Origin of the sequence: Seminibacterium arietis, from assembly GCF_042675725.1 — a bacterium.
GTDB classification, from domain to species: Bacteria; Pseudomonadota; Gammaproteobacteria; order Enterobacterales; family Pasteurellaceae; genus Seminibacterium; species Seminibacterium arietis.
In genome coordinates, this window is sequence record NZ_JBHTJN010000001.1 from 50,647 (window position 1) to 70,350 (window position 19,704).

The 19,704-nt window shown below is 34.8% G+C and carries 17 protein-coding genes and 1 pseudogene; 8 read left to right on the plus strand and 10 right to left on the minus strand.

What is annotated here, in order from left to right:
* Positions 1–12: 12 nt before the first annotated feature.
* Together ACFQ02_RS00380 and hemH are read left to right on the plus strand one after the other, a co-directional pair.
* Entirely contained in the window at positions 13–432 is a 420-nt protein-coding gene (locus ACFQ02_RS00380) for a hotdog fold thioesterase (protein ID WP_380817858.1), read from the plus strand.
* Positions 433–450: 18 nt separating this feature from the next.
* Positions 451–1,419, plus strand: coding sequence for a ferrochelatase (gene hemH, locus ACFQ02_RS00385; protein ID WP_380817860.1), 969 nt, complete (start codon positions 451–453; stop codon positions 1,417–1,419).
* 51 nt (positions 1,420–1,470) lie between these two features.
* Here hemH and ACFQ02_RS00390 read toward each other — a convergent pair whose 3' ends face one another.
* The 3 genes from ACFQ02_RS00390 to ACFQ02_RS00400 are packed head-to-tail and all read right to left on the minus strand — an operon-like array spanning position 1,471 to position 5,003.
* Entirely contained in the window at positions 1,471–3,393 is a 1,923-nt protein-coding gene (locus ACFQ02_RS00390; protein ID WP_380817862.1) for an ATP-dependent DNA helicase, read from the minus strand.
* Positions 3,394–3,399: 6 nt separating this feature from the next.
* Positions 3,400–4,359 (minus strand): AEC family transporter, encoded by a 960-nt coding sequence (locus ACFQ02_RS00395; RefSeq protein WP_380817864.1) that lies wholly within the window; start codon positions 4,357–4,359, stop codon positions 3,400–3,402.
* A gap of 32 nt (positions 4,360–4,391) precedes the next feature.
* Positions 4,392–5,003 carry a riboflavin synthase subunit alpha gene (locus tag ACFQ02_RS00400; protein WP_380817866.1) on the minus strand — a complete coding sequence of 204 codons (612 nt, stop codon included), beginning with the start codon at positions 5,001–5,003 and terminating at the stop codon, positions 4,392–4,394.
* Between the two features lie 45 nt (positions 5,004–5,048).
* Between ACFQ02_RS00400 and ACFQ02_RS00405 the strand changes: the two genes are divergently transcribed.
* Complete coding sequence (locus ACFQ02_RS00405) at positions 5,049–6,443, plus strand: MATE family efflux transporter (RefSeq protein ID WP_380817868.1); 1,395 nt, start codon at positions 5,049–5,051, stop codon at positions 6,441–6,443.
* 81 nt (positions 6,444–6,524) lie between these two features.
* On the opposite strand, the gene thiI is transcribed toward ACFQ02_RS00405, so the two are convergent.
* The gene (thiI, locus tag ACFQ02_RS00410) at positions 6,525–7,991 is read right to left on the minus strand and encodes a tRNA uracil 4-sulfurtransferase ThiI (RefSeq protein WP_380817870.1); all 1,467 of its coding nucleotides are present in this window, start codon (positions 7,989–7,991) and stop codon (positions 6,525–6,527) included.
* Between the two features lie 235 nt (positions 7,992–8,226).
* Between thiI and xseB the strand changes: the two genes are divergently transcribed.
* The 3 genes from xseB (at position 8,227) to dxs (ending at position 11,313) form a co-directional block, all read left to right on the plus strand.
* Complete coding sequence (gene xseB, locus ACFQ02_RS00415; protein ID WP_380817872.1) at positions 8,227–8,472, plus strand: exodeoxyribonuclease VII small subunit; 246 nt, start codon at positions 8,227–8,229, stop codon at positions 8,470–8,472.
* 12 nt (positions 8,473–8,484) lie between these two features.
* Positions 8,485–9,375: a (2E,6E)-farnesyl diphosphate synthase gene (ispA, locus tag ACFQ02_RS00420; RefSeq protein ID WP_380817874.1), complete on the plus strand. Its 891-nt coding sequence runs from the start codon at positions 8,485–8,487 to the stop codon at positions 9,373–9,375.
* A 75-nt stretch (positions 9,376–9,450) separates the two neighbouring features.
* Positions 9,451–11,313, plus strand: coding sequence for a 1-deoxy-D-xylulose-5-phosphate synthase (dxs, locus tag ACFQ02_RS00425; RefSeq protein ID WP_380817876.1), 1,863 nt, complete (start codon positions 9,451–9,453; stop codon positions 11,311–11,313).
* 4 nt (positions 11,314–11,317) lie between these two features.
* Here the strand turns inward: dxs and ACFQ02_RS00430 are convergent, their stop codons facing one another.
* On the minus strand, positions 11,318–11,455 hold the full coding sequence (locus tag ACFQ02_RS00430) for a hypothetical protein (RefSeq protein WP_380817878.1): 138 nt from the start codon (positions 11,453–11,455) through the stop codon (positions 11,318–11,320).
* Between the two features lie 157 nt (positions 11,456–11,612).
* Here ACFQ02_RS00430 and ACFQ02_RS00435 point away from each other — a divergent pair.
* Positions 11,613–11,825 (plus strand): annotated as a pseudogene (locus ACFQ02_RS00435) (type II toxin-antitoxin system RelB/DinJ family antitoxin); the annotation flags it as partial.
* A gap of 241 nt (positions 11,826–12,066) precedes the next feature.
* Here ACFQ02_RS00435 and aspS read toward each other — a convergent pair.
* Complete coding sequence (gene aspS / locus ACFQ02_RS00440) at positions 12,067–13,839, minus strand: aspartate--tRNA ligase (RefSeq protein WP_380817880.1); 1,773 nt, start codon at positions 13,837–13,839, stop codon at positions 12,067–12,069.
* A 265-nt stretch (positions 13,840–14,104) separates the two neighbouring features.
* On the opposite strand from aspS, the gene cmoA reads away from it, so the two are divergent.
* Positions 14,105–14,830: a carboxy-S-adenosyl-L-methionine synthase CmoA gene (cmoA, locus tag ACFQ02_RS00445; protein WP_380817882.1), complete on the plus strand. Its 726-nt coding sequence runs from the start codon at positions 14,105–14,107 to the stop codon at positions 14,828–14,830.
* A gap of 83 nt (positions 14,831–14,913) precedes the next feature.
* On the opposite strand, the gene ACFQ02_RS00450 is transcribed toward cmoA, so the two are convergent.
* The 4 genes from ACFQ02_RS00450 to apt all read right to left on the minus strand — a co-directional run bounded on the left by ACFQ02_RS00450 (position 14,914) and on the right by apt (position 19,626).
* Complete coding sequence (locus ACFQ02_RS00450) at positions 14,914–16,194, minus strand: dicarboxylate/amino acid:cation symporter (protein ID WP_380817884.1); 1,281 nt, start codon at positions 16,192–16,194, stop codon at positions 14,914–14,916.
* A 35-nt stretch (positions 16,195–16,229) separates the two neighbouring features.
* On the minus strand, positions 16,230–16,922 hold the full coding sequence (locus ACFQ02_RS00455; RefSeq protein ID WP_380817886.1) for an aspartate/glutamate racemase family protein: 693 nt from the start codon (positions 16,920–16,922) through the stop codon (positions 16,230–16,232).
* Positions 16,923–16,997: 75 nt separating this feature from the next.
* Entirely contained in the window at positions 16,998–19,061 is a 2,064-nt protein-coding gene (gene dnaX, locus ACFQ02_RS00460; RefSeq protein ID WP_380817888.1) for a DNA polymerase III subunit gamma/tau, read from the minus strand.
* Between the two features lie 25 nt (positions 19,062–19,086).
* Positions 19,087–19,626 carry an adenine phosphoribosyltransferase gene (apt, locus tag ACFQ02_RS00465; protein ID WP_380817891.1) on the minus strand — a complete coding sequence of 180 codons (540 nt, stop codon included), beginning with the start codon at positions 19,624–19,626 and terminating at the stop codon, positions 19,087–19,089.
* Positions 19,627–19,704 lie beyond the last annotated feature (78 nt).

Below are 19,704 nucleotides of genomic sequence, written 5' to 3' on the forward strand. Positions count from 1 at the left end.
TTAGGTAATTTAATGAAAATTTGGAAAAAAAATCTCAATTTAGAACAACTTAATCAACTCAATGCTGGTTGTGCAGTCGAATTTTTAGAAATCACATTTACTGCAATTGGAGATAATTGGTTAGAGGCAACAATGCCCATCAATGCTAAGACAAAACAACTTATGGGATTTTTACACGGCGGTATTTCTGCAGCGTTAGCAGAAACCGTTGGTTCAATGGCTGGATTTTGTTGTGTCGATGAGAATAAAGCCGTCGTCGGAATAGAAATTACAGCAGCTCATTTACGTCCTGTTAAACGAGGTAAAGTAACTGCTCGAGCAACTCCAATTCGAATTGGTAAAACTGTACAGTTTTGGCAAATTGACGTTTTAGATCAAGTCAAAAGATTATGTACATCTGCTCGTTTAACTCTTTCTGTTGTAAACAAATAATGATTTAAAATAAATTTTATGAAAAAAATTGGTATTATTCTTGCAAATTTAGGCACACCAGATTCCCCCTCAGCAAAAGCTGTAACTCGTTACTTATGGCAATTTTTAACTGATCCACGAGTAGTAGATTTACCTCGTTGGAAATGGTATCCCTTATTAAAATACATTATTTTACCTCGCCGTTCTAAGCGTATCGCTAAAACTTATACACAAATTTGGACAAAAAAAGGTTCTCCACTATTGGCAATTAGTCAAGCTCAACAAACGGCGTTACAGCAGTATTTTGATCAACGCAATATTGATGCTGTAGTCGAACTTGCGATGACTTATGGTAACCCCTCAATGGAAAGTGCGGTTCAAAACTTATTAAAAAAACAAGTGGAAAAAATCATCGTTCTACCTTTATATCCACAATATAGTAGCTCGACTACCCTTGCGGTATTCGATTGCTTTGCTCGTAGCATTAAAAAACTGCGAAATTTACCTCCTATTGAATTTATTCATTCTTATCATTTACATAACAAATACATTTCGGCGATAGTCAATTCTATTAAAGAGCGGTTTAAATCTGATGAATTTTTACTTTTTTCTTTTCATGGTATTCCTATTCGTTATGAAAATGAGGGTGATTTTTATCGTCAGCATTGCAAACAAACTGCACTTGAAATTGTAGAGCATCTTGGATTGACAGAGAATCAATGGGGTCTAAGCTTTCAATCTCGCTTTGGACGCGAAGAATGGTTGCAACCTTATACTGATCATTTATTAAAGCAGATTGCGACAGATCAAAATGTACAAAAAATTGCTGTAGTGTGTCCTGGTTTTTCTGCTGATTGTTTAGAAACATTAGAAGAAATTGAACAAGAAAATAAAGAAATATTTTTAGAAAACAATGGATTATCATTTCAATATATTCCAGCGTTAAATGCACGCCCAGAACATATAGAAATGATGGCAGAGTTAATCTTAGCTAAAGCAAATAGTTAAAATACAATAATGATGTGTTTTAGACAAAAAACGACCGCACTTAAACTAAAATTAACGCTGTAACGTTAAAAATTTTATGACATTGTTGAGATCTCGTGTGCGTTTTGCATTAGGTAAGCTCTTTAAAAACGTTTTTCCGTAGCTTCGCATCACTAGGCGACTATCGCAAATGATGACCGCACCTTGGTCTGTTACATCACGAATAAGTCGCCCAACACCTTGTTTTAGGCTAATCACAGCTTCGGGAATTTGAATCGAATTAAAAGGATCACCTCCTTGTAAACGACAATCCTCAATTCGTGCATTTAACAAAGGATCATCAGGTGCAGTGAACGGCAATTTATCAATGATCACTAAAGATAACTTTTCCCCTCTCACGTCAACACCTTCCCAAAAGCTCGAAGTCGCCACAAGCACAGTATTTTTTTCTGTACTAAATTGTTCCAATAACTGACGTTTAGCAGTTTCACCTTGCATTAAGATATTCAACTCACTGTGTTCACGAAAATAATCCGCTAAACCCCGCATAACAGAATAAGAAGTACAAAGAACAAAGCATCTCCCATGATTACTTTCAATTACGGGTAATAATATTTCTCCTAAGCGATTAACAGTTTCCTGTTTATTACTAGCGGGTAAATAACGAGGTACACATAACATTGCCTGTTTTTGATAATCAAATGGACTTTGTAGAATTTTTTGTTCTGCTTGTTGAAGTCCTAAACGTTGACAAAAGTGATCAAAATTACCATTCACTTCGAGAGTAGCAGAGGTGAAAATCCAAGCTGCTTTTTTAGCATTTAATTTCTCACTAAAACGATCTGCCACATCTAATGGTGTAATATGCAACGAAAAATATCTCCCCATACATTCAAACCAATAGCAATAACCTGCCCGCTCAGTGTTATCTAAAGCTTGTAAAATCACTTTAAAATTGTTAATACGATCAAAAATGACGTCTAACGCTTTAGAACGTCCTAATGCTGTTTTTACAACGCTTTGCAAAAAGTCTAATTTGTCTTGTAACAATTTAAATGATTTTTTTACCGCACTTTGTTTATATACTTCTCTCCAATTATTTCTTGAATTTCCAACGCCAAGTGCTAAACGAAAATCTTGTACTACTTTAGTAAACATATCAGCAACAACCCCTAATTGCTTGGTATCTTTCAATTCTGTACGATAGACGCCATTAATATCTGTAGATAATTCAAATAATTGTCGTGCAGTTAGGGATTCTCCAAAATATTGTGTCGCAATATCAGGTAGCTGATGAGCTTCATCAAAAATGATCACTTCTGCTTGAGGAATTAATTCGCCAAATCCATTCTCTTTAACTGCCATGTCTGCAAAAAATAAATGATGGTTGACAACGACTAAGTCTGCATTAATCGCTTTTTGGCGAGCTAACAATACGTAACAATCAGTAAAATTTGGACATTTGCTACCCAAACAACTTTCTATCGTACTGGTTAATTGAGGTAAAACGGAACTGTCTTCAGCAATGCTAATACATTCAGCTAAATCGCCAGTTTTAGTGTAAGCAACCCAAAGACGAACTTTAGATAAATCTGCCAATACTGAACAGTCTCCTCTTACACCTTGTACAATTAGTTGATCTAAACGCTGTAAACACAAATAATTAGATCGTCCCTTTAATAAGGCGGTTTTACCTGTGTAATTTAGTGCTTTGACAATAGTAGGTAAATCACGGTTAAAAAGTTGATCTTGTAGATTTTTCGATCCTGTCGAAATAATTACTTTCTTCCCCGCAAGTAAGGAAGGAATTAAATATGCAAAAGTTTTCCCTGTACCTGTCCCAGCTTCAACAACTAAAACATTTTTAGTTTTAATTGTATTTTCTACCGCACTTGCCATATCAAGTTGAGCGTTACGAGGAGAAAAGTTTTTAATATGCTGACTCAATATCCCTGTTTGGGAAAAAATTTCATTCAGTTTATACTTTTTTATCATCAATAATTAGATCCAACCTACAGTTCTTAACGTTATAATTCCTATCGCAGATCCAAACATTGAACCAAAAGTAGTTAAGCCAATAATATTAGCAACGGTTACTTCATTTCCTCCCATTGCTCTGACCATAGCATAAGTTGCAGCTGCTAAAGGTGTTGCTGTCATTAGGAAAACTATACCTAAATCTACTTTACTTAGACCAAAGGCTTTACCAAGAAACACCATAAAAATAGGGGCTATCACAACTCTTCCAATACTTGCTAGTAGAGAAACATGAGATGTTTTAACTAAATTTCTCAAGTCAATACTCGCACCAGTGCAAATTAACGCTAAAGGTAACGTTATATTCGCTAGATAATTTGCTGTAGTTAAAACAAGTTTTGGTAATTCTAGATCTAAAACGCTTGTAATAATTCCCAATATAATGCCAATAATTAAAGGATTCTTCAGTACATTTTTCACCATTTGGTATAGATTAATTTTACCGTCTGACAAAGAATAAGTAAGAGTTATTACCCCTAATAGATTATAAAGTAAAACTGAAACAGAGGTGTAAATTGCAGCAGGCATGAAAGCGATTGAACCATAAGCATTTAAACACAAAGCTAAACCTAAAATACCATTATTACTGCGATAAACGCCTTGAACGAATGTTCCCCATTCTCGTTTTTCTGGGATAAATTTTACAGCAAATAATTGGGCTAAAATAAATAAAGTTAATGTTCCTACTAGGCAAACAGCAACACTTGTCCATTGTTTAGCGATATTTTCAATCGGATTTTTGAAAATATTTAAAAATAACAATGTTGGTAACGTAATCTTAAAAACTAAATTTGTTGCTTTCTCACAAAATTTATCATCAATTAATAGACTTTTACGAAAAAACAGCCCTAAAGCCAACATCAATAAAATTGGTAGCATTACACTGATCGAAAAAGACAGCGATGAAAAAAATACATGTTGCATACAATTTCCTTTTTATAGGAAGAATAAATTTATTATCGCTTATATGTGACAAGGTAACGTTCTACTGTATCTACAATTGCTTGAGTTTGAGGATCTATTTCAATATTAACTAAATCGCCAATTTCTCTTTTTCCCATTAAAGTGCGGTTTAAAGTTTCAGGAATTAGATTGACACAGAATTGATTACTCTTTACTTCTCCAATAGTTAAACTGATGCCATCAACAGCAATAAAACCTTTAGTCAGCACATATTTCATCAAATTTACAGGCATCTCAAACCAAATTTGCAAATTATTTTCTGATGGAAATCGATTAGCAACTGAAGCAGTACAATACACATGTCCTGACAAAATATGACCGCCTATTTCGGCACCCATTTTCATTGCTCGTTCAATATTAACAAAATCGCCCACTTGCAATAATCCTAAATTAGTGAGCTTAAGCGTTTCTTGCATTAAATCAAAACTGACTAAATCACCTTCAATTTTTGTTACAGTCAAACACACGCCATTATTAGCAACTGAAGCTCCTATTTCTAAATCTTGCAGTAATTTATGTGGCATTTTTATGGTCTGTGTTCTAAAATTATCACTTTCTTTAATTGCGTGAATTTGTGCTGTCGCTTGTACAATCCCCGTAAACATAGATCCCTCATTCTGAAAATAATAAATACAATACTCGGATATTTTATGAAAAATAAATTTGTTAAAGAATACCATTTAGAAATAAAAAAGTTAATCTCTATTGCAATACCTATTTTATTGGCTCAAATTGCTCAAAATTCAATGGGATTAGTCGATACTATTATGGCTGGACGAGTAAGTGCGGCAGATATGGCGGCAATTTCAGTTGGTGCGTCAATTTGGTTTCCTCTTGTCTTGTTTGGTCACGGTTTACTATTAGCATTATCACCCACCATTTCCTATTTAAATGGTTCTGGTCAACGCCAATCTATTGCACATCAAGTTCGTCAAGGACTTTGGATTGTTATTTTTGCTTGCATTCCTTTAGGATTTTTAATCTATCAAAGTGAAATCATCATTCAATACATGAATATGGAAAAAAAGTTAGCTGAAATAACAATAGGCTACTTACACGCAATGATTTTTGGTTTGCCTGCCTATTTATTAATGATTAACTTCCGTTGTTTAAATGACGGTATTGCAAAAACTAAACCTGCAATGGTAATCACTTTTATAGGTTTAATGTTAAATATTCCTCTAAATTATATTTTTATTTACGGTAAACTAGGCTTACCCGCCTTTGGTGCAGTGGGTTGTGGAATTGCTACAGCTATCGTCAACTGGGCAATGTGCATTTTAATGATTCTATATTGTCGCAATGCACGTAACCAAAAAGATCTTAACGTGTTTGAAAAAATTATTGAAAAACCTAATTTTACTACGTTAAGTAAATTGCTTCGTTTAGGTTTTCCTATTGCAATAGCTCTTTGCTGTGAAGTCGCGTTATTTGCGATTACGTCTCTTTTACTTTCACCTCTTGGAGCAAATATGATCGCTAGTCACCAAATTGCTTTAAATACTAGCTCATTTATCTTTATGCTACCAATGTCGTTAAGTATGGCAACAACTATTTTAGTAGGACAACGTTTAGGTGAAGGTTCTCCAAAAAATGCGAAAAAAGTTTATTATTCTGCTCTTGCGGTAAGTTTATCTATTACTATCATAACAGCACTAATCACCGTGTTATTCCGTTCGGCTATTGGCTCTATTTTCGTTACGGATCCAACTGTTATCAGTATGGCTGGCACACTACTTCTTATCGCTGCACTCTACCAATTTTCTGACACTATTCAGGTAATTACTGGCGGAGCATTACGTGGCTATAAAGATACTAAAGCAATTTTATTAGTTACCTTACTATGTTATTGGATTATTGGTATGCCAATAGGTTATATGCTCGCTCTCACTGATATTTTAATGCCAAGCATTGGAGCTGCGGGATTTTGGTGGGGATTTGTGATCAGCTTAACAAGTGCTGCCATTTTACTCATTTTTAGAATCCGTAAAATTCAAAATTTACCTGATCACATATTACTCGCAAGACTAGATAAATTAAAATAAGTTATACACACAATAAAAGCCCCTGTTTCTAGGGGCTATAAAGAGTTAAAACCACGTCTTTTGGAACGTGGATATAATTTACTATTTAGTTTTACCTTTATCTTTTAAAAACACTGAAACATTTTGAAAACCTTTTTCTTTTAAATATAACGCTTGCAATTTACTCATGACACCTCGCTCACAATAAAGCACATAACGTTTACTTTGATCTAATTCAGAAAATTGACTAGATAATTTATAAAAAGGCATAGTGATAATTGTCTGATTCTCCCATTTTAGCGGATTTTCATCTGTTTCTTCAGGGCTACGAATATCTAAAATAATGTCGTTACTTTGTAATTGAGATACCGTTTCCATTGCAATAACTTCTTTCTCTGTTTGCTCAGCAATTTGGCGAATATCTAAATATTCTGCATTTTGTACCGCACTTTCTAGTACTGAGAAATCAAAATGAGCTTCTTCATTCTCAATTTTGGTTTTGACCGCTTTTACTGTTGGATTTTTTGAAATTACACCACAAAACTCAGGCATTGATTTCGCAATATCTTCTGTACCAATGCGTTTCGCTATTGCGATGATTTGCTCTTTGTCGTGAGTAATAAGTGGTCGTAATACTAAAGTTTCTGCAGCCTCATCGATTAAACGTAAATTAGTTAATGTCTGACTCGAAACTTGCCCTAATGCTTCGCCAGTTACAATTGCTTGAATATCAAATCGTTGAGCAATTTTACTAGCGGCTCGTACCATCATCCGTTTTAAAATTACGCCCATTTGACCATTATCAATTTTCTCTAAAATCTCCGCCACGACTTTCTCAAAGTTAATTGCAACAAATCGCACTTTGTGTGAACCACTAAAACGATTCCAAATATGATATGCCATTTGTTTTACTCCAATTTCATGTGCTGCACCGCCAAGATTGAAAAAACAGTAATGCACACGACAACCACGCCTAATCAGCATGTAGCTTGATACTCCCGAATCAAAACCACCAGAAATTAACGATAACACATCTTCTTGAGTACCAATTGGATAACCACCAATTCCTGCATGTCTTGCTTTAATTAGCATCATTTTATCATTTTCAATATCAATTCTTACCGTAACATCAGGCTTAGAAAGTTGTACTTTTGCAGTAGCGATTTGTTGATTTAGCCCACCACCGACATAACGTTCAACATCAAGAGAACTAAAATTATGCTTACCTTTGCGTTTCACTCGGACACAAAAAGTTTTATTATCTAGTTGATTCGATACTGCTTGTAACGTTTGTTCAAAAATATGATGTAAGTCAGTAAAAGCCGTTTCCTCAACTTCTAAAAAATGATGAATGCCAGGAATACGTTGTAGAACTTCAATCAAGAGCGGTCGATTTTTTTCATTTTTTGACCGCACTTCAATATAATCCCAATATCGCACTACTGCCACACTATCATCGTATTTATTCAATACATTTCGAATATTACCTGTCAAAATTTTCACGAAACGTTTACGTACACTTTCGCTCTTAATCATAATTTCAGGAAAAAGTTTAATTACAAATTTCATAAATAAAAATCACTGGGTTAAAACAAAAACTGCCTTATTGTACAATATCTCTCTACAATAATCTTTGTTTTATTTTTTAGTTAGATACCAATAAAACACGATAAAAACTGACCGCTCTTTTTAACTTTTAAATAAAATTAATCACTTTATCATAATAATTCCATAGTATCTTTTAACAAGATACTAAAAATAAAGTACAATACGATAATAAAAATTTTTATAAGGATTGCATGGAATGGATAAACAAGCGTTGAAAAATACTACGCCAATAGATTTTGAAACGGCACTAAGTCAGTTGGAAACGGTTGTTACTCGTTTAGAAGGCGGTGAATTATCTCTTGAACAAGCTTTAAAAGATTTCGAACAAGGTATAAAGCTAGCACAAGTAGGACAAAACGCTTTACAAGAAGCAGAACAGCGAATAAAAATCTTGCTAGAAAAGAACGATACGGCTCAATTAGACGATTATCAAGCTTGCTAACGAGTTATTGTTATGTATCAATTTAATCAAGATTTACACCAACTTCAGCAGCGAATTAACTTGTTTCTAGAAAATCGTTTTGTTGCAATCAATACTGATCCTTCCCCTCTTAATGAGGCGATGAAATATGGTGTGTTATTGGGAGGAAAACGTATTCGTCCTTTTTTAGTTTATGTGACTGGACGTATGTTAGGAGCGAGTATGGAGCAATTAGATTATGCAGCGGCGGCGATAGAAAGCATTCATGCCTATTCTCTGATTCACGATGACTTACCCGCTATGGATAATGATAATTTACGGCGTGGCAAACCTACTTGTCATATTGCTTTCGATGAATCAACCGCAATTTTAGCAGGTGATGCCTTGCAGTCTTTTGCTTTTGAACTTTTAACAGAAATCCCTGAATTATCAAATCAACAAAAAATATCTTTAATTAAAACGCTTGCAATAGCTGCAGGTGTCAAAGGTATGTGTTTAGGACAGAGTTTAGATTTAATTTCGGAACAAAAACAAATCAGTTTGTTAGCGTTAGAAACTATTCACCGCAATAAAACGGGTGCTTTGCTGTGTGCTGCATTAAAATTAGGTTTCTTATGTTCGCCTCACTTTGAAGATCAGTTATTAGCAAAATCTCTAGAAAACTACTGTGCTGCTATTGGATTAGCGTTTCAGATCCAAGATGATATTTTAGATATTGAAGGAGATAGTAGTGTTATTGGTAAACCTGTTGGCTCTGATCTAGCAACGGATAAAAGCACATATCCTAAATTATTGGGATTACAAGGTGCAAAACAGAAAGCAAAAAAACTTTACTTACAGGCTATCAGAGAATTAGAAAGTTTACCTTTCGATACAACACCACTGCAAGAATTGGCAGCATTCATTATAAATAGAAGAAGTTAGTACCGTACTGAAATATGATGATAAAATCAAACTAAAAGTGCGGGTAAAATTACAATAAATTTTGGAATTGGGACGATGCAAAATTATCCTCTTTTATCACAAATTAATTCACCAGATGATCTTCGTCTGTTAAGTAAAGATCAGCTTCCCCAATTATGTACTGAATTACGTAGTTATTTGTTAGAAAGCGTTAGCCAAAGTAGTGGGCATTTGGCATCTGGATTAGGAACGGTAGAATTAACCGTTGCTTTACACTATGTTTTTAAAACACCTTTTGATCAATTGATTTGGGATGTTGGACATCAAGCCTATCCTCACAAAATTTTAACGGGACGCCGAGATCAAATGCCGACAATACGTCAAAAAAATGGACTACACCCTTTTCCTTGGCGAGAAGAAAGTGAGTTTGATGTATTGAGTGTTGGTCATTCTTCAACCTCTATTAGTGCAGGATTAGGTATTGCAATTGCTGCCCAACATGAAGATGCAGGACGCAAAGTCATTTGTGTTATTGGCGATGGGGCAATTACTGCTGGTATGGCATTTGAAGCATTAAATCATGCAGGTTCACTCCATACTGATATGTTAGTTATTTTAAACGACAATGAAATGTCAATTTCAGAGAATGTTGGAGCATTAAATAACCATCTTGCTCGCCTACTTTCTGGTTCTTTCTATTCCACTATTCGAGAAAGTGGCAAGAAAATTCTCTCGGGGATTCCTCCGATTAAAGAATTTGTGAAAAAAACAGAAGAACACATGAAAGGTTTTGTATCTGAAATGGGAACAATGTTTGAAGAATTGGGTTTCAACTACATAGGTCCAATTGACGGTCATAATATCGAAGAGTTACTAACCACGTTAAAAAATATGCGATCACTTAGTGGTCCTCAATTTCTGCACATAAAAACAAAAAAAGGAAAAGGTTACCCACCAGCCGAAGAAGATCCTATTGGTTTTCATGGTGTGCCAAAATTTGATCATCTTAGTGGAAAATTACCTAAATCAAATGCAACTCAAACTTATTCCCAAATTTTTGGGAACTGGCTATGTGAGATGGCACAACAAGACGAAAAAATTATTGGAATCACACCCGCAATGCGAGAAGGTTCGGGTATGGTTGAATTTTCAACTCGCTTTCCCCAACAATTCTTTGATGTTGCTATTGCAGAACAGCATGCTGTCACATTTGCTGCTGGTTTAGCTATTGCAGGTTATAAACCCGTAGTAGCCATTTATTCTTCATTTTTACAACGAGCGTATGATCAAGTAATTCATGATGTAGCTATTCAAAATTTACCTGTGTTATTTGCAATTGATCGTGCTGGAGTTGTAGGACAAGATGGGCAAACACATCAAGGTGCATTTGATATTAGTTTTATGCGTTGTATCCCAAACTTAATTATTATGACACCTAGTGATGAAAATGAATGCCGACAAATGCTCTATACTGGTTATAAGTGCAATCAACCTGCTGCCGTTCGTTATCCACGAGGTAATGCTATCGGCGTTGAACTTAAACCATTAAAAGAAATTCCACTTGGTCAATCTAATTTAGTTAGACAAGGTGAAAAAATCGCTATTTTAAATTTCGGTACTCTTCTACCTGCCGCACTAAAAGCAGCCGAAAATCTAAATGCCACCGTAATAGATATGCGTTTTGTCAAACCATTGGACCAGGAACGCATTTTGACAGTATCAAAAAATCATGACTTATTAGTTAGCCTAGAAGAAAATGCAGTGCTAGGTGGTGCAGGAAGTGCGGTAGCAGAAGTGCTTAATTTTGCAGGAAGTACTACTAAATTATTACAATTAGGGCTTCCCGATTATTTTATTCCTCAAGGCTCACAACAAGAAATACTGGCAGATTTAGGACTTGATTCAACAGGAATAGAATCTCAAATCAAGGGATTCTTACAAAAAAATAAAATTTTTTAGTCTTTCACGAACTATTTTCTATTTTTTTAGTCTTAGATAATGCTAGTGCAATGCAAAATGCAGTTGTCTTTTTCAAAAATTTCTTATTTAAGACCTCCGCCGCCATTCGGTATTGTTTGGCGGTTTTTTCTTTTGGTTTCATTGACTTCCCCTAGATTTTAAGTAGGAGGTCCACTGTTTTCTCTTGCTAACTATCATCAGATAGTTTTAACATTTTAAAAATGAGAAATTATAGGTTTTGTACTTCATTTTCATTATAATAGCGTTTTAATGTAATACTATAGAGAAAAATTATGGCACTTACGCTATCACAAGTATTCAATATGTTTTTGGTTCAAATTATAAAGACTCGCACTATCCCTGTTGATTTGAATTATCTTCGCCCAAATAAAGAAACTCTAGCAGCTATTGATGAATTAGATAGTGGTAACGCAGAGAGCTTTTTTATTGAAGCTAGTGAAAATTACTCAGCTGAAGAATTTACAAAACGCATTCTTAATAGTGGTCAATAATGTCAGCAAAGCCATTAAAAATGAGTTATTCAAAACAGTTAATAAAAGATGAGCGTTAAATTTAGTACGACTCAAGCAATGACAAAGCGTTATATTACAGTTTGCGTTAAATAAATATAACAATATTGATTATATATTAGTTTCAAAGTGCGGTTAAAATTTTAATTATTTTTACTCGTCAACACTATCCCCAACTTTACCGCGTAGAGGATAGTGTCAACTCTTGTTTTGCCTATCAAAGTTAGGAGTTTTCTATTTTTGCTACTTGTATAGCAAGCTCAGAAAGTGCTTCTGGGTTAGCTAAGCTTGGAGCATCGGTCATTAGGCAAGCTGCTGCCGTCGTTTTTGGAAATGCGATCACATCACGAATATTATCTGTACCAGTCAACAACATGACTAAACGATCCAATCCAAAGGCTAGACCCGCATGTGGAGGAGTTCCAAACTTCAATGCATCAAGCAAGAAACCAAATTTTTCTGCTTGCTCTTCTTCATTAATACCAAGAATGTGAAAAACTGTTTGTTGCATTTGGGGTTCAAAAATTCTCACAGAACCACCGCCAACTTCATAACCATTGATCACCATATCATAAGCATTTGCAACCGCACTCGTTGGATCTGATATTAACTGCTGTGGAGTGAAATCACGAGGCGATGTAAATGGATGATGCATTGCAGCCAAATGACCTTCATCATCTCGTTCAAACATTGGGAAATCAATCACCCATAGAGGTTTCCATTCATCTAAACGTGTTAAATCTAGATCACGTCCTAATTTCAGGCGTAAAGCCCCCAGAGCATCAGTTACAACTTGCCATTTATCTGCACCAAAAAATAAAATATCACCATTTTCTGCTTTCACTCGTTGTAATAAGGCTTTTAACACAGTATCAGATAAGAACTTAGTTATTGGACTTTGTACTCCATCCAAACCACCGTTAATATCATTAACTTTTAACCATAGCAAACCTTTTGCTCCGTAAATACTTACAAATTGAGTATATTCATCAATTTGTTTACGAGTTATAGCTGAACCATTTGGAACACGAATTACTGCGACACGTCCTTTTGGATCATTTGCTGGTTGGTGAAAAACTTTAAACTCCACCTCTTTCATCAAATCAGATATATCAATTATTTCTAAAGGATTACGTAAATCAGGTTTATCTGAACCAAAGCGTTGCATAGCCTCATGCCAAGTCATAGTTGGAAACTGACCTAAGTTAACTTTTAAAATATTTTGCCACAATCCACGAACCATTTTTTCCATAATTTCACGAACTTCAGAGGCTGTCAGAAATGAAGTTTCCACATCAATTTGTGTAAATTCGGGTTGACGATCAGCTCGTAGATCTTCATCACGAAAACATTTCACTATCTGATAATAACGATCAAATCCTGACATCATCAGCAGTTGTTTAAATAACTGTGGAGATTGTGGTAAAGCATAAAATTTTCCTTTATGCACTCGACTTGGTACAAGATAATCTCTAGCCCCTTCTGGAGTTGCTTTAGTTAGCATTGGTGTTTCAATATCCAAAAAGCCGTTATCGTCCATAAAACGTCGAACAAATGCTGTAATTTTTGCACGGGTTTTTAAGCGTTGAGCCATTTCAGGACGGCGTAAATCTAAATAACGGTATTTTAATCGTTGTTCTTCTGTATTATTTTGATTGAAATCTAATGGCAGAGGCTCAGAAGTATTATAAATCTGCACTTCTTCTGCTAACACTTCAATTTCACCAGTTGCCATATTTTTATTAACTTGTTTATCAGGACGAGGGACTACTTGACCTTTAATTTGAATACAAAACTCATTTCGTAAACATGAGGCATTATCAAGTGCAGTTTGAAATTTTGGATCAAAACACACTTGTACAATTCCCTCACGATCTCGCATATCGATAAAAATCAAACCGCCTAAATCACGACGTTTATGCACCCAGCCACTTAACACCACTTTTTCACCGACATTGTTGCTATTTAAGTCGCCACAATAATGAGTTCGCATCATATTAAAATTTCCTTGCCAAATAATTAGTATAATTTGGTGATTATAGCTAAAATCCCTTTGGGTTAAAATAATTTATTTATAGTTACACTATATTTTAATTACTATGAACAACGAAATAACAACTCACATCCATTCTTAATGTACATTACTTCTTTATCGATATAAAAATCTCACTTTACAATCATATAAATAAATTGATAGTATTTAGCTCTCAACACAATAATGAAATTTTTTACCGCACTTTTCACAATCTCTAACGCAACTTATGAATAAAGATACTCTTTTTGCTACTCCAATTGAGAAATTAGGGGATTTTACTTTCGATGAAAACGTCGCTGAAGTTTTTCCTGACATGATTCAACGATCAGTACCTGGCTATTCAAATATCATCACTGCTATAGGTATGCTAGCAAAACAGTTTGTTACTGAAAGTTCCCACGTTTATGATCTTGGCTGTTCTCGAGGAGCTGCTACTTTATCTGCTCGTCGTAATATTCAACACAAAAATGTTAAAATAATTGGCGTAGACAATTCTGAGCCAATGATAACTCGTTACCGTCATCATATTAATGCTTACCAAAGTAACATTCCTGTAGAAGTGATTTGTGATGATATTCGTAATGTTAAGATAGAAAACGCATCAATGGTTATTTTAAATTTCACTTTACAATTTTTGCCACCAGAAGATCGTACAAGTCTTTTAGAAAAAATTTACCAAGGATTAAGACCTAATGGGCTCCTTCTCCTTTCAGAAAAATTCTCTTTTGACGATCAAAAAATCAATCAACTTTTAATTGATTTACACCATCAATTTAAACGAGCAAATGGTTATAGTGAACTCGAAGTGAGCCAAAAACGTACTGCACTTGAAAACGTGATGAGAACTGACTCTCTACAAACTCATAAAAATCGATTAAACTCAATTGGATTTTCTCATATAGAGTTGTGGTTTCAATGTTTTAATTTTGGTTCTTTAGTAGCAATAAAGTAAATTTAAATTAGAAAGGACTGCTTTAATGCAGTCCTTAAATTATTCACTCAAAGTCAATAGTTTTAACTTCTATCTAGATAAAATTAACGTCGCCACTGTTCTTCATCTAAAGTTTTTTCATGTTTGGCAACAGCTACTGCACCAGCAACATCACCAACAACGTTCATAGATGTACGTCCCATATCTAAGATCGCATCAATACCTAGAATCATACCGTACGCAATAGCCACAGCTGAACCACCTTCTACTCTTAAGCCTATTGACTCAAGTACCATCAAAAGCATAATAGCACCTGCACCAGGTACGCCTGCAGTACCCACTGCACCTAAGCTTGCAGTAAGCATCACAGTAATCATTTGTGAAAAAGTAAGTGGCATACCAACAGCATTAGCAATGAAAATCGCACATACACCAAGATAAACAGTAGTTCCATTCATATTGACTGTTGAACCTACTGGCAAAGCGAAACTATAGATATTTTTCGGTACGCCCATATTAACTGCTGCTTCAATAGAAACTGGTAATGTTGCTCCTGAAGAACGAGTCACAAAAGCAGTAACCATCGGCGGCTGTACTTTTTTCAAGAAAATCAATGGATTTAGTCTCATCATTAGGAATAATCCGCAGTACACAATTACAACTTGTAAAATTAATCCAGCATAAACACTAAGTGTTACACTTGCTAATGGACCTAATGCTTCTGCACCATTTTTTGAAAACACAGTAAAAATCAATGCAAAAACTCCTATTGGAGCGTATTGCATCACCCAGCCAACAATTTTAAACATTGCTTGGCTTACACCATCAATAAAGCCAAAAACTAAATCAGAATGCTTTTTAATCGTCTCATCTTTACTATCACGACCAAAAGAAAGTGCAATACCAAAGAAAAGACAGAAAACGATCATTGGTAAAATTTTACCTTCTGCAATTGCACCAAATGGATTAGTAGGCACAAGTCCTAATAAAATTTGTACAATTGTAGGTGATACTGCTTCTTTCCCCGCTATGACTTTTTCTGTAGATAATTCAATCCCCAAGCCTGGTTGGATCAATGAAGCTACACCAAGACCAATTCCAATCGCAAAAATAGCTGTCAAAATATAGTAAATGAATGTTTTAATACCAACTCGTCCTAAATCCGTTGGCGGAATACTACTTGCACCAACAATTAAGGTTGAAGCAATCACAGGTACAACTATCATTTTCAATAAGCGAATAAACAAATCACCAAAAGGTGACAAAAAATTAATCATTCCTGTCACATTCTGAAAAATTATACCTAATATCGCACCCGCAATTAGACCAATTAAAATTCGCCACAATAAATTAGATTTAAAATAAAAAGAAAAAATATTTGGCATATATCCTCCTAAAACATAGGTTTAATTAAAGTTAATTACTGTTGATAATACCAGTCAATAGCTGTTTTTACCAACTCTAATGTTGAATCAATATAAAAGTGCGGTTGTTTTTTCATTGCTTCTGATAAAATAAGTGGCACTTCCGTACATCCTAATATGATACATTCTGCTCCTTGTTCCAAAAGAGCCTGTTGTTCAATTTCCATCAAACTAACAGATTGTTCGATCTTCCCTGCTTTATATAAATAGATACTTTCCATTACTTGATCTTGCCCTTCTGTCGTAGGCAAAACAACATCAATACCTTGTTTTTCTAACGCATTTTGATACAACTTCGTAGCTACCGTTGCATTAGTTGCCAATAAACCTATTTTTTTTACCCCCATTTTTACTGCACAATTCACAGTACTATCAATCATACTAAGCATTTTTACATTCGATTTAGCTTGCAAACGATCAAACCAAAAATGAGCAGTATTGCATGCGATCACAATACAAGTTGCTCCTGCTTTTTCTAAATTATGTAAGTAAGTCAATAAATGTTGTTCAGGATCTTGTTGATGATTTAATATACACGCCGACCTATCAGGAATATCTGGAATAGAGGAAATCAACAGAGGAATATGATTTTGATCACAGCTTGCGGGGATTAACTGAATAAATTTTTGGAACATATCTGCTGTTGCAGCTGGTCCCATTCCCCCTAAAATACCAATTATATGTTTCACTTTTTGCTCCTTTACTTAATATAAAGTTACTATTAATTATGGTTATTAAAATTTTTATACATCTATTTTTTACCGCTAAACTGGGCGGATACTCTCTAAATCTAAAGTGGCTCCAAAGTTTTTTTGTAATAATTTAATTTTAGAATCTTGCTGTAAATCTCGTTTTGCCTGTTCTGTGAACTCTTGATAAATTTGTTTGCGAAGTTCTGCTGGAGTTAAACGATCAAGTTCATTATACTCGTCTATTTGTAAATTAATGGATTTACCATACACTTGAGTAATAGCTTGAGCTAACAAATTAACTGATTTTTCATCTTTCAAGTGCAAGCTAGGAGAACGCAATCCCAAAGTAAGTTTTTGATCTTGTAATTCCAATAAAACAGAATTTATTGCCATTTCTTTAATCAAACCTGAAATACTTGTTTTTTCAATGAGATCTGTCCACTGATCTCGTTGACGAGCAACAGTCAAAATACGATTTTCTAGCTCTTTTGTCGTATTCTGTAAAATCGCTTGTTTAATATCTGATGGCCGAATAGTTTTTGGTTCTTTTGCTTTATTAGGATCACTCCATGTCCAACGGTAACTTTCTGCTAGATTCGCTTCATTTCCGTTTATTTGCAATTGTTCTTCATCTGAATTGTCATCAGATGAAGAAATAAAATCATTATCTGTAGCAATCGTATTTAACTGCTTAGGTGAAGGCTCTACAATAACCTGCTTATGCTTAGAAGAAAACTTACTTTTTTTGTCTGCTACAGGTAAAACTATATTTTCAGAAGATTCAATTGGACTTAGGTAAATATTTTTTTTTTCTACCGCACTTTCTTTCACAGCAGTGATTGGTCTAGATAGCTGTTCTAAAGCATCTAAAGCATCTGCTGTTATATTACTTATTGATATTGGTTGTTGATCAGATTTGAGTTGCTGAGTTTGAGATCTTGTTAATCTTACTTGACTGTTCTGTGACAGGGTAGGTAACTCTATTGAGTTCAGTTGTTCTTGCTCCGCACTTTCATCCCCCACCGTTTTAATACGTTCTACTATTTGTGGTTGTGCAATCAATTTAGGATGAAATGCTAACGCTCGCAATAACACCATTTCTACACCAATTCTACGGTTTGGTGATCGTTCTAGCTCCTTACGACCACTAACAACGATTTGATAAAAAAACTGCACATCCTCAGGTGCAATATGCTTTGCTAAAAAGCTTAAGGGGATTCTATCATCAATCTCCCCCTGTGACAATAATTGTTGTAAAGCAATTTTATGCAATAACTCAGCAATTGAATTAAGTAATTGATCCCAATCTCCTCCTTGCTCAGCTACTGCTTCAACTGCCTTAATTAAAGCTTCACCGTTGCCCTGCTGTAATGCATATAAAATTTTTACAGAATGATCTTCATCAAGCAATCCAAGCATAGTATTAACTATATCAAGATTGACTACACCATTCCCCATTGCTATGGCTTGATCTGTCAAACTTAAACTATCTCTAATGCTACCTTGTGCAACTTTCGCAATGCAATCAAGTGCAGTGCTTTCGAAAGGAATTTTTTCTGCATTCAAAATTCGTTCTAAATGCTGTGCAATCTGTGGTGTTTCTAAAGCTTTTAGGTGAAATTGTAAACAGCGAGATAAAATAGTGATCGGTAACTTTTGGGGATCTGTGGTTGCTAGTAAAAATTTTACGTACTCGGGCGGTTCTTCTAACGTTTTTAGCAAAGCATTAAAAGAATGACGAGAAAGCATGTGTACTTCATCAATTAAATAAACTTTGTAACGACCTTGTGTTGGCTTATATTGTACATTATCAAGTAACTCTCGAGTGTCTTCTACTTTAGTGCGAGAGGCGGCATCAATTTCAATGAGATCAACAAAATGTCCTTGCTCAATAGCTTTGCAATGCTCGCATAGTCCACAGGGTTCTGCTGTAATACCATTAATACAGTTTAGTCCCTTTGCAAATAGTCGAGCAATCGAAGTTTTTCCCACCCCTCTAGTACCCGAAAAAAGATAGGCATGGTGAAGGCGATTTCCTTTTAATCCATTAGAAAGTGCGGTCAAAATATGCGTTTGTCCGACAACTTCTGTAAAATTTCTCGGTCGCCATTTTCTTGCTAAAACTTGATAACTCATCACCTATCCTTTTTATTTTTGACAATTAATGCCCTTCAAAATCCACTAAACAGAAAGGTTCAATACCTAGTTTGCACAAACGTCTTTCTCCTCCTAAATCGGGTAAATTAATTACAAAAGCCGCATGTTTGACTTGACCTTTTAAACGCTCTACTAATTTCGCTGTAGCTTCTACTGTACCGCCCGTGGCTAATAAATCATCAATTATTAAGACATTATCTCCTTCTTTAATAGAGTCTACATGCATTTCGAGAACATCTTCACCATATTCTAGTTGGTAAGATTGTGCAATAGTTTCACGAGGTAATTTATTTGGTTTACGCACTAAAACAAAAGGAACATTTAAACCTAACGCAACTGGTGCACCAAAAATAAAACCTCGACTTTCTGTGCCAATCACTTTAGTAATACCTTTATTTTTATATTCTGCAATAATTAAATTAATACAGGCTTGAAATGCCTCTGGCACTTCAGTTAAAGAAGTAATATCACGAAAAATGATACCTTTCTTCGGATAATCAGGAATAGATTTAATAGATGATTTAATCAACTCTAACAGATTCATTGTTATACCTAAATAAATAAAAGTGCGGTCAAATTATCGACCTTTTTCATTCAAAACTGAGTTCAGATATTAACACAA